Genomic DNA, 14,970 nt, shown 5'->3' with positions numbered 1-14,970 from the left:
GGGGCGGGAGGTGTACTGCACCTCCCGCCCCCGGGTTCCACCCGCGCCTTCAGGACCCGCCCCTTGACTGATCTCTCCGTCGCCCCGGTCACGGTGAAGTTTCCGCACCGGTCCCGCCGCGGCATCCTCCTCGGCCTCTCCCTGCCCCAACTCGTTCTCGTCTCGTGCACGCTGGCGCTGCTACTGATGACGGTGGTGTCCACCGGGCTGGTCGGTGCCGTCGCCCTGACCCCGCTGTGGGCGGCATCCGGTGCGCTCGTGGTGATCCGCCGGCACGGCCGCTCCCTGATCGACTGGGCGCCGATCGTCGCCCGCTACGCACAGCGCCGACGCACCGGCCAGACGCTCTGGCTCGCCCGGCCCGTCACCCGGCCCCGGCAGGACGGCATCCTCCACCTGCCCGGCACGGCCGCCTCCCTCAAGGTGGTCACCCCCGGCGACTCCGCCAACGGCGCCGCAGCCGTCCACGACCCGCACCGCCAGACCCTGACCGCCATCGCCCGCGTTTCCAGCCGTGCCTTCGCCCTCCTCGACCCCGCCATCCAGAACCACAACGTGGGCCGCTGGGGACGCGCGCTCGCGGGCATCGCCCGCACCGGGCACATCGCCACCGTGCAGGTACTGGAACGCACCGTCCCCGACAGCGGCGACACCCTCACGCGCCACTGGGCGCAGCATGGGCAGCTCCAGACACCGGTCGTCGGACAGATCTACTCCGAACTGGTCGCCTCTGCCGGCCCCGCCGCCGCACCCCACGAGACCTACCTCGCCATCTCCCTCGACCTCAAAGCCGCCCGGCGCCTGATCTCGCAGGCCGGCGGCGGGCTGCCCGGGGCGTTCACCGTCATGGAGCAGACCACCGCGTCCATCGCCCAGGCGGCCCGCAACGCCGGACTGATGGTCACCGGGTGGCTGACCGCGCGGGAGATCGCAGCCGTCATCCGCACCGCCTACGACCCGAAGGCACTCGCCGCACTCCAACAGTGGTCCGACACCGGCCGCGCCGAAGCAGACCCCGCCGCCGCAGGTCCCGTCGTCCAGGTCGAGGAGTACGACCGCCTCGCCACCGACAGCGCGCGGCACGCCACGTACTGGGTGGAGAACTGGCCCCGCACCGAAACGAACGCCGGCTTCATGCACGGCCTCATGTTCACGGCCGGCGTGCGACGCAGCCTGTCCCTCATCTACGTGCCACAGGGGCTCGAGTCCGCCCTGCGGGACGTCCAGCGCAAGAAGGCCGCGATCATCGCCGACGCCAACGAACGCGCCCGCCGCGGGCAAGTCGACAGCGAGGAAGACTCCGTCGAGTACGCCGACGTCAAACAGCGTGAGCGCCAGCTCATCGCCGGACACGCCGACGTCGCCCTGACCGGCCTCGTCACCGTCACCGCCGAGACCGACGCCCTCCTGGACGCCGCCTGCGCCCAGATCGAGACCCACGCCGTCACCTCGGGCGTCGACCTGCGACGGCTGAACTACCAGCAGCCCGACGCGTTCACCGTGGCCGCACTCCCCCTCGCCCGCACCACCCTGTAGTCCCAGCCCAAGGATCCGCACTGACACCGACCACCAACCACGATGGTCTGCTGGAGGACCTTCGGGCCCTGCTGACCTCCTGCGAGAAGCTGGCCGCCCGCCACCGCGCCGTCCTCGACCAGTACCGCGACGTTGAAGGAGAGGTGATCGAGGAGAAGCTGCGCGAATACGACGACGCCCGCATCACCACGGCGATCGAGGCCAGTGACCACCTCGACACCGTACGGAGCCACCTCGCCCAACTCCTCGGGCCACCCGGGCCAAGCTCCTTCACCCTCACTTTCGCCGGCCATGAGCGGCACACCGGTGACGCCCCCACGAGCTTCGTCGTCAACGCCATGAACCTCGATGACGCCGCCCGCATCCTGGCCGGCCTCCCCACCTGGCACGAGTGGTACCTGGCAGACGCCGCCCCCGACGGCCAGGGCGCGGACATCATCTACCTGCCAGAGCAGAGCCATCCCGGCCTCCCGACACGCGGCGAATACGTGGACCTGCGCAGCGAACAAGAACCCGCTGCTCCCGCCGCGACCGGCAGCACGCGAACCGCACATGCTCGCCCAACCGTCCCGGCGGCCAGTTCGCCCCCACACCCCGCTCCCGCCTCTTTGGCGGCAAGGACCTCCCAGTGATCCATCCCCGTCCCGTCGAGCCCGACGCGCACCCCTACCTTCGGGCCGCCACCGCAGGCGTCCGCCATCACGCTCGTGCCCTCAACCGCACCGAGCCCCCGGATCGCGGACACCTCGACACCCTCCACGCCCACCTCACCGAACTTCACCGACTTCTCGACCAGTTGGCCGAGGTGGCACGGCCCCCGCATCCTGCAGCAGGCCGCCACCTCGCCAGCGCGCACACCCGGTTGTGGCAGGCCACCACCGAGATCCACGCCGCCTTCCACCTGCTGCCCGGCAACGCAGCGCAGGCAGACCCCGAGACGGGCGCGTGCCATCCGGAACGGCTGCCCGAAGGGCCGCCCGTGCTGACCATCTGCCAACGCCACCTCGCCGCCGGGCACAGCATCCGCCGCAAGACCACGCCCACCGACCTCCGCCCGCACACCACGGCCTGCGTGCGATGAGCACCACCCGCAGAATCGAGGGCCCCCGATGAGCCATCGGCCCGCCCGCCGCGCCCGCCGCGCCTCCGCCAGCCCGCTGTTCACCCCGCACGGCACCGACCGGGCCAGCCGCAAGGCTGCCCGCCGCCAGCTCGCCGAAGCCACCGCCAAGGCCCGCGCCGAAGCCAGCGCCCACCAGGCCGACAGTGCCCCAGCCGAGCACGAGATGCCCGCACCGCTCTACCCCCCGAGCGGTCGTCCCGGGCCCGCCTCCGCCCGCAACAACCGGCTGAAGCTGCCCGCCCACCGCATGACCACCGCCGTGGCCGCCGGCGCCTACCCCTTCCTCGCCGAAGGCGGACTCGGCGCCGAGGGCATCTACATCGGCCGCGACGTCCACGCCGAGGCGTCGTTCGTCTTCGATCCGTTCGCCCTGTACGGCAAGGTCGAGGGATTCACCAACCCCAACCTCCTGCTCGCCGGGGTGATCGGCCAGGGCAAGAGCGCGCTCGCCAAGTCCTTCGCGCTGCGTTCGGTGGCCTTCGGCTACCGCGTCTACGTCCCGTGTGATCCCAAGGGCGAGTGGACGCCGGTGGCGCAAGCCCTCGGCTGCCGGTCCGTCGCTCTCGGCCCTGGACTGCCCGGACGGCTGAACCCCCTGGACGCTGCCCCGCGCCCGGACAGCGTCACGGAGGCCGACTGGGTCGGCGAGATCCGCAAACGGCGTCTGCTCCTGCTCGGCTCCCTGGCCCGCACCGTCCTGGGCCGGGACCTGATGCCCATGGAGCACACCGCCCTGGACGTCACCCTGGACGCCGTCGTCACGCACGCCGCGGCCACCGGCCGCACCCCGCTGCTCGGCGATGTCGCCGCCACCCTCAACAACCCCCGTGCGCTTGACGAAGCCGCCGGCATGATGTCCGGCCAGCTCGGCGACGCCGCCCGCGACCTGGCCCACGCGATGCGCCGCCTCGTCCACGGTGACCTGGCCGGCATGTTCGACGCCCCCTCCACCGTCGCCTTCGACCCGCACGCGCCGATGCTCACGATCGACCTGTCCCGCCTCGGCGGATCCGGCGACGACACCGCCCTCGTCCTGGCCATGACCTGCGCAAGCGCCTGGATGGAGTCCGCCCTCTCCGATCCGAACGGCGGCCGACGCTGGATCGTGTACGACGAGGCGTGGCGGTTGATGCGGCACGTCGGCCTGCTTCAACGCATGCAGGCCCAGTGGAAACTCAGCCGCGGCCTCGGCATCGCCAACCTCATGGTCATCCACCGGCTGTCCGACCTGCTCACCGCCGGCGACGCCGGATCACAGGGCCGCGCCCTCGCCGAGGGCCTCCTCGCCGACTGCTCCACCCGGATCATCTACCGCCAGGAGACCGACCAGCTCCACGCTGCGGCCTCCCTGCTCGGCCTGACCTCCGTGGAAATGGACGCCATCGCGCACCTCAACCGGGGCCGGGGCCTGTGGAAAGTCGCCGGCAGATCCTTCATCGTCCAGCACCTGCTGCATCCACACGAGCTGGCGCTCTTCGACACCGACGCCCGAATGCATTGAAAAGGCGTCGAGTTCGCGAATCCTGACAACACCTCATCAAGGAAAGCACCATCGAAACCTACCCGACCATCAACCTCTTCCCGCCGCTCGACGAAGACGATCTGAACGCCCTCGCCGACGACATACGCGAGAACGGGCTCCAGCTTCCCATCGTCCTTGACCGAGAGGGCCGTCTGCTCGACGGCCGAGGGCGGCTTGCTGCCTGCGAACTCGCTTCGGTCGAGCCGGCGTTCATTACCTATGACGGTGACTGTCCGGACGCCTATGTCCTCTCCGTCAATCTCCGTCGCCGAAGCCTGACCAAGGGGCAGGCCGCGATGATCACCGTCAAGGCCCGTTCCGTTTCGGAACACGGGGGCCGTTCCGACTCGGAACAGGCTGCGCGTTCCGAAACGGAACAGACAGCGCGCTCCCTGGGAGAGGCGACGGGCATTTCACTGGCCATGATCGGGCGGGCCAGTACCGTCTTGCGGCATGCGCCCGACCTCGTCGATCCGGTGATCAACGGCGCCATGGGCCTGGACGAGGCGTACGACGTCGCACGAGAGAACAAGGCCAAGGCCAACTCCGCCGAGGTGCAGCTCTCCCGGCTGCGCGAGGAGGATCCCCAGCTGGCCGACCGGGTCACCGAAGGCGACCTCTCCCTGCAGGGCGCTTGGGCCGAGCGGCGCGCGCGCGTGGAGGAGGAGAAGCGCCAGCGCCGGGTCGCCACCCAGCTGCTGTGCGAGACCCTCCCCTCGCTCGCCCAGGTCCGCGGAACGCGCACCTTCGCCCTCTACGACCCCGACCTGGCCCCGCCTGGACGTGCGGTGACACGGGAGGTCATCGAGCACGCGGCCAGCGCTCTGGCCGAGGCCGCTTCCGTGTGGGTGGAGCGTGACCTGCCGTGACCCACATCTCCAACGACGCCCTGCGCAAGCTCGTCCTTGAGGTCGCCCGGCGGATCACCACAGACCGCGGACGCATCCACACCGACGAACTCCAGAGCGAGCTGGCCAAGGAACTGGCCCAGCACGAGGATCTGCTCCCCATGGCGCTCGCCAAGGGCTGTCAGGGCCTCATCCGGGATATGGGTGACCGCCACAGCCCCCGCCGCCACCGCAAGTCCGGCGGCCTGTATCACCCCGACTCCGTGCTGAAGCTCGGTAACGGCATCTGGGTGTGGATGAAGGACGCCACCCCCACCGACATCACACAGTGGGGACGGGTCTGCTCCCGCAACGCCGTCCGCATCCTCACCTCCGAGGCCGAGACCCAGCAGTACATCGCCGACCGCACCGACGCCTTCCGCGCCCACCCCGGATTCGAGCGGCTCGCCTCCCTCGAAGAGGCCGTCTTCCACTACCAGCAGGACACCCTCGACGACGAAGTCGACGGCTTCCTCGACACCGACGACTACGACGAGCTCTAGCCCCGTCCTGGCCCAGACCTTGACTCGAAGGACTTTCGTATCTCCCCGCGTGACCCGGACTTCGACCTGTACGACAACGTCGGCCGCGACGCCGACCAGATCCACGCCGCCCGGTACAACCTCGCCACCCGCGGCGACCTGAAGCGGTGGGCGCGACGCGACGCACAGCCCTTCCTCGACGCGCATCCGCTGCCGGACCACCCCTGGCCCGCACCCGACCTCACGCCCTACCTGGACGCCCTCGCTGCCGCTCAGACTCCGGCGGAGATCGAAGCAGTCACCGACCACGTCCTGGACGCCGCCGAACCTGCACTGCGCGCCGTGAGCGACTACCTCGTCGACGCCGCCCGGTGGCAGCGGGAAAACCGCGGTGCGGCCCAGGGATCTCCCTCAAACCTGCTGATGACAGCGGCCAGCCGGGCGCTGTCGGTCCTGGCCCTCGCCGACGAGGCCGGCCTGAGCAGGCTGCGCGCCGCCTACGACCCGGCCCCCACCCCCGCCCCACCGACCGGCGGCCAGCCTGGCGTCCCGCCCGCTCCTCCGTCCCCCGGCTCCGCACCCCGCCGATAGGTCTCTTTCGGCGATTCCGTCCCACCCGCCTCTCCCAAACGCGATCCCGAGCGGCCACCCACCGTGGATCGCCACGGCACCGCCACCGCCTGCACACGGAGTCCTCTTGAAACGTCCCCCTCACCTGAACGCCACCGAATGGGCCGAAGACCACCAACGCCGAGCCGCACTCGACGACCTCATGGCACAGGTCGCCGACCAGGAAGCCCAGAGAGAACACGACCTGATCGCCACCCACGACGAGTACCAACTCGGCTTCAGTCAGCAGTCGCAGCCGGGAGTCACCCCCGCTGAACGGACGCCTCCACCGCACCGATCGCCCGCCTCCTCCCGCGGGAGATACCGTGGCCGCTGACGCAGCGAGCACCCCAGACTCCCGCCGCGTTGCCTCGCTCGCACCGCTTCCCGACCACAGCAACGTGGACACCCCGTGGTGGCAGGAGCTGTGGCGTCGCCACGCGCACATCACCACGCCGCTGCGGGCGCGCGGCCTGCAGTGCGACATCGAGTTCGGCCTCAGCGCCTACATCGTGCGTGTCTCGCTCCCCGACGACAGTTACCTGATCATCGGTCCGCCGCAGGAGCCGTCCTCCGAGCGCCCGCCCGGAGACCCCGAGGGCTGGATCGCGACGCGTGAGCACCCCGACGACCCGTCGCTGTTCGAGGTCCTCTACGACTCGGCCCCCTCCGACGACCCCGGTGCTCCCCAGCGGCCCGAAGCCCGCCACGGCGGCAGCGCCCAGCCCCTGATCGAGGCGATCAACCACCGCCTGGCCCAGCTCGGACTGCTGCCGCACCCCATCGTGCCAGGCGAAAGCCCACATGTGCACTCAGCCCAGCCGACGCCCCAGGCCCGTGACGTCCCCAGCACACCCGACGCCGCTCCCGTCTACGTCTACGGCGACGCACTGCGCGCTCTGACCGACCGGCTCAACGCAGCCGCGTCGCATGCGGATGCCGCTGCCCTGCTGCACCAGATCCTGGAGCCCACCGACGGCCTGCTGGCGCAACTCGGCGAGTTCTTCGAAGCCGCCGGGGAAAAGGCCAAGGAAGCGGAGGAGGACGACGGCTTCGATCTGTCGTACGACCTCGCCGACGCAGCCGCCGAGATCCGCAACCTCGCAGAGGTCCTGCACGTGGCCGAGGACCGGATGCGGGCCCTGACCCCGCTGGTACCCGCGCCGCGACTTTCGTCCACGCCGGCCCGTGCACCGTCCCTTCTCCCGCGAGGGCTCCCGCCGGCACAACCGCGACACACGCGCTGACCTCGGACCATCGCCTCCCTCCAGGAACACATGACCTCACCCCGCACCGACCTGGCCGCCTTCTCCGCATTCCTTGCCGCGCGCCTGCCCGGCACCTGGACCAGCCAGTACCAGCGCCACTCGCAGTACGCCGACCAGTTCCCCCGCACCGAGCAGCTCTGGGACACCGGACACGTCGACTACCTCGTCAGCCAGTACGTCCTCACCCACAACGCCGTGCTCCACGGGCCGGACGACCAGCATCTGTACGTAACAGACCGGCCTCGCTACCCGCATCAGTTCGTCGTCGCCGCGCTCGCCCCCCACGGCGCCCGCATCAAGACCCACCACTTCGCCGGAGTCGAGGAACCCAACGGCATCGCCGTTCCCAAGGACCCCGCGCGGGCGGCGGCACGAGTCGCCCGGCGACTGCTGCCCCGCTACGAACGAGCCCTGCAGGCGGTCCTCTACAACGCGAAGCACCAGCCCCAGCCTCCGCACCGGCCCGCCCCACCGCAGGTCGAGCAGGTCCTCACGCTGACCCTGTACGGCGACGGAGCCCTCGGCGCGCCGTACGAGAGCGTGCCGGTGGATGCCCGCATGACGCTGTACGCCCACGGCTTCCAGTACCACCCGCACCAAGCCGCGTTCCTCCTGCCCGCCGCCTACGGGGACACCGGTCGCGCCCTTCGCGTCCACGCCGTGGTCCAGCAGCTCACCGCCAAGGGCATCGGCGTAAACCTGCGCCACTGCGCACCCACGACCAACGCCCTTCCGCCGACCGCCGCGAAGGCCGCGTCGCCGATCCGCCGTACGCGCTGACCGCCCCGGCCCATCGCCCCTTGGAGTCTCCATCCGCATCGCCCGCCGTACCCTGCCGCTGTTCGCCGGCGCCGCCTGCCTCGCCCTGGCCCTCACCGGCTGCGCCGACGACGGCACAGCTGTCGCCAAGCAGACGCCCAGCGCCAGCAGCGCGCCCAAGCCGGCTCCTGCTCTCAGCCCCGCCCAGGCCCGCGACGTCATCACCCACTACTCGAAGATCAACAACGAGGCCAACGCCGACCGCAACCGAGCCCTGCTCGACACCGTCGAGGACGGCCCGCTGTACGCCATGTCCGTCTCGGACTACACCGAGACCGAGGGACTCCCCGCGGCCGACCGCACGCCCTACAAGCCCTGGTCCTACGAGACGGCCAGCGCCAAGCTGTACATCCCGCGCCTGGCCGCCGGACAGGACCGGTGGTTCGCCGCCGCGCTCTCGGACGACCAGGACAAGGCCCCGTCGCGTCTGGCCGTGTTCGCGGAACGACCCCAGCACAAGCGCTGGGAGATGGTCTCCGTCGTCGACCTCGACAGCCCGAAACTGCCGGACATCGCCCTCGACCACGACGGGTACGCGACGGCCGTTGCCGCCGACGGCAACAAGCACCTCGCCGCCGACGCGAACCTGCTGCGTACCGCGGTGCTCGACAACTTCGCCACCGGCGGCACGCACACCGGGACGAAGGTTCTCGCACCGACCACGGCGAGCAAGCGGCAGATCGAGGTCCACGACAAGACCGGCACCCGCTACGGCGACCAGGGCACCACCGTCTTCGCCGGCACCGACAACCGCTACACGGACGCCTACGCCCTCAAGACCACCGACGGCGGCGCGCTGATCCTCTTCTCCCACACGCACACCCAGACCGACGCCGTCGCTCACTCCGGGCTGCAGATCAACCCCGGTAAGGAGGACCGGGCGTGGCTCCACGACGTGCCCCGCACCTCCATCACGTACACGTTCGTGTGCAACGACGCCGCCACCGTCCCCGCGAAGGCCGCACCGTCCCGCCTGATCGGCTACACCTGCGCCCGCACCGACGCCTCCGGCCCGCCGGTCCCGTCCTGGTCCGACCGCGCGTAGACGCACCCACGCGCCACCTGATGGCCGCATTTCCCGCCCCCTGCTTGCTGCGGAGAACTCCCTGTCCACTCGCTCCTTCATCGCCCGCCCCACCGTCGGCACGGGGTACACCGGAATCCACGTCCAGCTCGACGGCGTGCCCAGCCACCACCTCCCCCTGCTCCTGGCCGCCTACCAATACAAGTTCGGACGCGACATCGAGGCCATGTGCAGGCACCTCATCGACGACGTCGCCGTCGGCTGGGACGAACTCGGCACCGATCTCCTCGACGATGCCCCGCCCGCACTCGTGGCCGCGCTGACCGGCGGCGAGCACTGGCCCAGCCGAACCCTCGACCACCTGGTCACCCCGGATGGCTCACCGCCGGTACGCATGTCCGTCACCGACGAGACCGCCAACGAGCAGGACACGGAATGGGGCTATGTCCTGCACAAGGAGGGCATCGAGGTGATCAGCCTCCGGCACGAGGACATCGGCCCCATCGTGAGCTGGTCCATCGACCCGTGCACCGCCTTCAACGACCACCCGGCGGCCTGGTCCTCCCTCGACTCCCCGCCCACTGTCCGGGCATCGCGCGGCAGGCGGCCTCGGAGCGCTCCTGCCGCAGCCCCTGCGAAGGCCGGCCCCTCGCGCCGCACCGCCCGCCGCTAGTTTCCCCTCGTCTTCTTCCCGGAGCCTTCTCTGCCCCCGCACACCAAGCCCTTGATCACCGTCGTCATCGCCAGCCGCCTGCGCGAGGACCGGCTCGACTACCTGACCGCCATGCACGCCAGCCTTACACGACAGTCCGTGCCCTGGGAGGCCGTGATCGCGCTCGACGGTACTTCGCCCGACCGCCTGCCGGCCCCGCTCGCCCAAGACTCCCGCGTTCGCACGCTGGCGCTTCCCCGGCCGGTCGGCGCCGCCTGCGCACGCAACCTATCCCTCGGCCACGTACGCACCCCGTACACCAACTGGGCGGACGACGATGACGAGTTCACCGACGACGCGATGGCCCTACGGCTGAACGCACTGGAATCGTCGGGAGTCGGCTGGTGCGCGGGCTGGAGCGAGGACTACTACCCCGACGGCTCGACCACCCTGTGGCGCTGCCCCACGCCGCCCGGGCGGCACGAGGCCGGTGACGTGTGGACGTACTGGAAGTCGCCGGCGGACACCATCCCCATCGGGCCGACTACGATCCTCGCCCGCACTGACCTCGTGCGCGCCGCGCCGATGGGCGGCCTCGTCCAGGGCGAGGACTACTGCGCGGCCCTCGGCGTCACCGCTCTCGCGCCGGGGATCCTGCTGCCGTCCCCCGTGTACAGGTACCGCAAGTGGAACGGCCAGATGACAGCCCAGGTCGGATACGACCAGTTGGAGGCGGCGGCCCGCGAGCACGCCTGGGCGTACGGCCGCAGCCTGCGCGCCGCCCTGCGCGGCGTCGAGGACCTGGTCCATGGCTGAGGCGCGGATCATTCTGTCCCACAGCCGGGAGTACGGGATCGTCGCCATCTCCTCGGGTGAGCAGTACCCGTGGGCGCACACCGCCCTCGCGGAGAGCGGCTTCCAGCGGGACGACGACGGCGTCTGGCACCTGCCCGCGGACGGTACCCAGACCACCGTGGTCGAGCTGGTCACCTGCGCGAAGCGGCACCGCACCAGCGTGCACACGAGCAGCCGCCGGTTCATCGGCGACGCCGCCCACGACCTCGCGCGCCTCCTGCCCGGCCAGTGGCACGCCTCGGTCGAGATCTACTCACACCCCGCCTGGCAGGAAGACCTGGTCCCCTGGATCTGGGACAGCGGCGAACTCGGCCGCGCCGTACAGAGCGAGCGAATCCCCTATGCCGCGCTCCTCACCGACGTGGCACAGGGCACCACGCTGCTGTTCATCGAACGCCCCGGCCGCCAACTCGACTACCTGGTCGGAGCCTTCTCGCCCGAGGGACTGGAAGGCGGCTACGGCGATCCCCACGCCCCGCGCAGCATCGTCCTGCCGCCGTTTGCCGGGCGGGCTGCCCAGGCCCTCACCGACCAGTACCTCCCCGCCTACGAGCAGGCCGTCCACGCCCGCCAGACGGCGGCCATCGCCGCCGTGCTCGGGGACATCCGCTGCGAGCACGACACCTGGCAGGCCATGAACGCCTCCGGCCGCTACAGCGACGCCACCCCGCTGAGCGCCGCCGCCGTCGGCGCCGCGACGGAGTTGTTCCTCGACCACGCCTGGCACCGTTTCCTGACCGTCGTCGACCACGCTCCGGCGATGCTCGACCGGTGCCGTCCCGCCAGCAGCCCGTGGCCCGACGACGTCGCGGCCCTCTCCCGTTTGGCCGACGCCGTGATCGATGCCGAGGCCCTGGTCGACGAGATCGTCCACGGCGGCTTTGTGCCGGAGCAGGAGCGCCGAGCACGCGCGTGGCCAGCCATCGAGACCTGGCTCACCGACGGCGAAACGTTCTTGCGTCAGGCCCGCATCAGCGCACCCCACCGCCGGCCGGCCCGCGCACCGCAGCCCCTGAATCCTTCCGCCCCACGCCCCGAGGAGAACCCCGCCCCCTTGCAACCCGGCACCCACTTCGCCTTCGGCGACCACGAGGAACACGGCTTCGTGGCCTCCTTCACCGCCTCCATCCCCGCGCACCTCGCCCACTGGTACCTGGAGCGTGAGCAGTTCGAGCCCGTTCCTGGAGAACCCGGCCTGTACCGGCTCAGCGAGCCCGAGCGCGACGGAGTACGCCGCACCCGCCAGGCCGTCCACGACCTGCGCCGCCACGGCTACACCGTGCAAGCCGACATCCGCCTCGACCCGTCCCTCTCGGCCGGCCCGCCACGCCCCGCCCGGCCCCACGGACTCCAGGAGCGCCGCAGCCGTCTCGCCCAGGCCGCCGCCGGCCGAACGACGCAGCGCTCCGCACCACCCACCACCTCCCCGGCGGCCCGGCCGATCCCGCCGAAGCCCACCTACGCTCCGACCGTCCACCTGACGGCCGCGACCGGCGGGCGATCCCGATGACACCCGCGAGCAGGCCAACCCCCGACGGCCCCTTTCCGACCGCTCCCGAACTGGCCGACGCGGCACGCGACTTCCGGTTGCGGATGGCGGTCATCGACCGCGAGACCGAGGCCGCGCTCGACATGACACGCGACGGCTACGGCCGCACCGTCCACGCGGGCGCCGCGGCAGCCGCACGAGCCCACCGCGACAAGGCCGCGGTGCAGGCGTACGCCACCCATCTCGCCCCGCACGCCGAGGCGCTCCTCGATGCCGCCCGTCTCGTGCTCGATGAGCTGCCACCCGCTCGGCACCTGGAGGGGTGGCGGGCCGTCCTGGACGGCCTGGCCGTCTCGGCCGCCGAGATCCAACGGGCGCTCGACCGGCCGGCAGTCCCGGGCTCCCCGGCCGAGCGCGCACAGCACGCGGCCCTGTGGCCGCACCTGGCCGCCTGGGCGGACCACGGCCCCATCGCCGGCAACCTCGCCGACCAGCGCGACGGCCAGCACCACAAGGCCCCGCTGACCGACGAGGAACAGCAGATGTGGACCGACAAGGCGCAGGCCGCGCAGCAGCGCGGCGAGCTGGAGCTGACCGAGTCGTGGTACGCCGCCGACGGGCAGCCGATCACCCTCGCCTATTTGGTCGAGGACGACGACGACACGGTGGTTGCGCTGCGCGGCGATCCAGACGTACCGGGCTGGCAGGTGATCGGGCACTACGCCCACGAGTACGAGGCGGGCAAGGTGCTGCCCGCTCCGGTTCCGCCCGGCGTGCTGCGCGCGGACGTCTCCCGGTTCAACCGCCCGGCTCGGGTCCCGGAGGTGTCCCTGCAGGACCTCATCCGCGATGTCGTCGAAGGCCAGAGTGCCGGCGACGCCTCCAATGCTCTCCTCAGCGCCGTCCAACGTGGCTATGACGCCGGCCCGATGGTCCGCCTGCAGGAACTCCTGGAGGCCAGCGGCCAGTTCGCCAGTGCCCTGGAGACCGTGCAGGGCCGCCAGATCGCCGCCCGCCTGGCAGCGCTGAGCCGGCAGATCGAGTTCCTCACGCGCGAAGTCGAAGAGGCGGCCGAGGACCTCGGCGCGACCGTCGCCGTCCTGCCCCCGTGCTGCGCGCCCGTCCACGACCGGCCGTGGACACCACACCACCCACGCCGCCACCCCGCGCCAGCACCACCGCCCGACACCGCTAAGCCCATGTCCCACCTGCACGATCGTGAGCTGTCTTGAGCGCCCACCGCCTAGGGGCGGCCATGCCAGCCGCCCCGAAGCAGCGGCTACGGCTGACGCTTACTCACGTGTGACACGGCGGTCATACCGGCGCCGTAGGTGAAGGCAAGGACGGCACCACCAGAAGCCACGGCGGTGAGGGCAGGCTGCCCCAGAACAGCGGAGCCGATCCCCGCAACCAGCCCAGCGATGACGGATACCAGAGCAACGACGACAACGTGATACACGCGGTGGTCACAGGCAGAAGTGGTGGCAGACAAGTAGGGCCCTCCCATACTCCGTCGGAGCGCCGTCACCTGAATCAGGGCAGGGTGCAGCCTGCGCTGGATTCACGTCACAGCGTCGCCGCCCAGCGGGCGTCGCGATAGGGAAGCGCCGGCCAGGCGCGCCTATCGCTCCTCGGATGGAGCGCTATAGCGGTTGGCCATCATCACCGATGCATCATGCCTTTCAAGTATCTCGTCGATCACGTCCATAGTAGCCAACCCCACTGACATCCAGGCAAGTTGGTGAAAATGTTTCCTGGAGCCCAAGCTCCGATCTGCAGCGACCCTGACCTACCTGAGTCTTCACGCCCGAAGCCTCGTTGCAGGCACATCTCTCCTGGTGGCCGTGCCCCTGGCCAAGAATCCCGCCCGCCGCACAGCCCTCGCCGGATACCTCGCCAAGCAGCCGCTCGCCGACCCGGCGCTCCCTGGCACCGGCGCGGCCTTCGCTCTCACCGTCCTTCTCGCCGCGCGCCGACGTCTGGGCTCCGCGGGCAGTCGCGGTGCGGCTGGCGCCGGTGCCTGCTCCGTGGCCGGCACAAGACGCCCTGATCAGGGCGCAACCCCCACCTTGCAACCCCTTTGAGGAGATCGAATTATGGCCGTGCGTACGCACTGGACCGTGGAGCACGCCTGCTCCCACCGCGTGGATCATGACCTGTCCAACCGCCCTGCCGACAAGCGGGCCGGCTTCGCCCGCTGGCTCGCGTCGAAGGACTGCACCGACTGCTGGAAGGCGGCGCGCGACGCCGACACCGGATCCAAGGAAGAGTGGCTCGCGGCCAAGCGGACCGAGGAGCACCAGGCAGCCCTCGCGTGGGCGCAGCAGTTCGACATGCCGCAGTTGGAGGGCCCGGCCAAGGCCCTGGACTGGGGTGAGCGCTCCCGCCACCAGCTGATGAGGGCCGCGCACACCGCGCTCGTCGTCGAGGGCACGTGGGACGAGGCGGACTGGGCGGAGCTGGAGGAGAAGGCCCGCGCCATCACCCGTGCCGGATGGTGGATCGACCAGGTGCGCCACGAGGCGCCACATAACCGAGTGGAGGTGGAAGGACTCCACCGCCGCCCCGTCGCAGCGTGGGTGGCGAAGCTGAGGGCAGCCTGAGCCGGGAGACGCCGGGGAGGGCGGAAAGCAGCCCTGACAACGCCGTGACGGGCCGGAACTACCAGACGGCCCGGGTACGGCAAGCAAGGCGGAGAGGTGTA

The 14,970-nt window shown here is 71.0% G+C and carries 14 protein-coding genes and 2 pseudogenes; all 16 read left to right on the top strand.

The genetic code is table 11. The annotated features are described in order from the left end of the window. Positions 1 to 63 precede the first annotated feature (63 nt). The 16 genes and pseudogenes from ACQPXS_RS36280 to ACQPXS_RS36205 all read left to right on the top strand — a co-directional run bounded on the left by ACQPXS_RS36280 (position 64) and on the right by ACQPXS_RS36205 (position 14,869). Positions 64 to 1,536, top strand: coding sequence for an SCO6880 family protein (locus tag ACQPXS_RS36280; RefSeq protein ID WP_433453727.1), 1,473 nt, complete (start codon positions 64 to 66; stop codon positions 1,534 to 1,536). 143 nt (positions 1,537 to 1,679) lie between these two features. Then, on the top strand, positions 1,680 to 2,168 hold the full coding sequence (locus tag ACQPXS_RS36275; protein WP_433453726.1) for a hypothetical protein: 489 nt from the start codon (positions 1,680 to 1,682) through the stop codon (positions 2,166 to 2,168). Beyond that, entirely contained in the window at positions 2,165 to 2,617 is a 453-nt protein-coding gene (locus tag ACQPXS_RS36270) for a DUF6238 family protein (protein WP_433453725.1), read from the top strand. The genes ACQPXS_RS36275 and ACQPXS_RS36270 overlap by 4 nt, the downstream gene beginning before the upstream one ends. Before the next feature lie 28 nt (positions 2,618 to 2,645). Continuing rightward, entirely contained in the window at positions 2,646 to 4,160 is a 1,515-nt protein-coding gene (locus ACQPXS_RS36265; protein ID WP_433453724.1) for a VirB4 family type IV secretion system protein, read from the top strand. 35 nt (positions 4,161 to 4,195) lie between these two features. Next, positions 4,196 to 4,375: pseudogene (locus ACQPXS_RS36260) on the top strand (ParB N-terminal domain-containing protein); the annotation flags it as partial. Positions 4,376 to 4,627: 252 nt separating this feature from the next. After that, positions 4,628 to 5,050 carry a hypothetical protein gene (locus ACQPXS_RS36255; RefSeq protein ID WP_433453723.1) on the top strand — a complete coding sequence of 141 codons (423 nt, stop codon included), beginning with the start codon at positions 4,628 to 4,630 and terminating at the stop codon, positions 5,048 to 5,050. Next, entirely contained in the window at positions 5,047 to 5,571 is a 525-nt protein-coding gene (locus ACQPXS_RS36250) for a hypothetical protein (RefSeq protein ID WP_433453722.1), read from the top strand. Before ACQPXS_RS36255 ends, ACQPXS_RS36250 begins: the two co-directional genes overlap by 4 nt. Before the next feature lie 321 nt (positions 5,572 to 5,892). Beyond that, entirely contained in the window at positions 5,893 to 6,141 is a 249-nt protein-coding gene (locus ACQPXS_RS36245; protein ID WP_433453721.1) for a hypothetical protein, read from the top strand. Between the two features lie 344 nt (positions 6,142 to 6,485). Beyond that, entirely contained in the window at positions 6,486 to 7,406 is a 921-nt protein-coding gene (locus ACQPXS_RS36240) for a hypothetical protein (protein ID WP_433453720.1), read from the top strand. A 30-nt stretch (positions 7,407 to 7,436) separates the two neighbouring features. Then, positions 7,437 to 8,207, top strand: coding sequence for a hypothetical protein (locus ACQPXS_RS36235; protein WP_433453719.1), 771 nt, complete (start codon positions 7,437 to 7,439; stop codon positions 8,205 to 8,207). 289 nt (positions 8,208 to 8,496) lie between these two features. Beyond that, positions 8,497 to 9,291, top strand: coding sequence for a hypothetical protein (locus tag ACQPXS_RS36230; protein ID WP_433453718.1), 795 nt, complete (start codon positions 8,497 to 8,499; stop codon positions 9,289 to 9,291). A gap of 136 nt (positions 9,292 to 9,427) precedes the next feature. Continuing rightward, positions 9,428 to 9,943 (top strand): hypothetical protein, encoded by a 516-nt coding sequence (locus tag ACQPXS_RS36225; RefSeq protein ID WP_433453717.1) that lies wholly within the window; start codon positions 9,428 to 9,430, stop codon positions 9,941 to 9,943. Between the two features lie 51 nt (positions 9,944 to 9,994). Then, a complete protein-coding gene (locus ACQPXS_RS36220) occupies positions 9,995 to 10,738 on the top strand; it encodes a glycosyltransferase (RefSeq protein WP_433453716.1) in 744 nt (247 codons plus the stop codon). 1,093 nt (positions 10,739 to 11,831) lie between these two features. After that, on the top strand, positions 11,832 to 12,287 hold the full coding sequence (locus ACQPXS_RS36215; protein WP_433456107.1) for a hypothetical protein: 456 nt from the start codon (positions 11,832 to 11,834) through the stop codon (positions 12,285 to 12,287). Continuing rightward, positions 12,284 to 13,461: pseudogene (locus ACQPXS_RS36210) on the top strand (hypothetical protein). The gene ACQPXS_RS36215 and the pseudogene ACQPXS_RS36210 overlap by 4 nt, the downstream one beginning before the upstream one ends. Positions 13,462 to 14,362: 901 nt before the next feature. Further along, positions 14,363 to 14,869, top strand: a complete 507-nt coding sequence (locus ACQPXS_RS36205; RefSeq protein ID WP_433453715.1) for a hypothetical protein — start codon at positions 14,363 to 14,365, stop codon at positions 14,867 to 14,869. Positions 14,870 to 14,970 lie beyond the last annotated feature (101 nt).

The organism is Streptomyces sp. CA-142005 (assembly GCF_050942335.1).
Classification (GTDB): Bacteria; Actinomycetota; Actinomycetes; order Streptomycetales; family Streptomycetaceae; genus Streptomyces.
The sequence above is the reverse complement of the archived record's forward strand: the minus strand, read 5'-3'. Positions and strand labels throughout refer to the sequence as shown.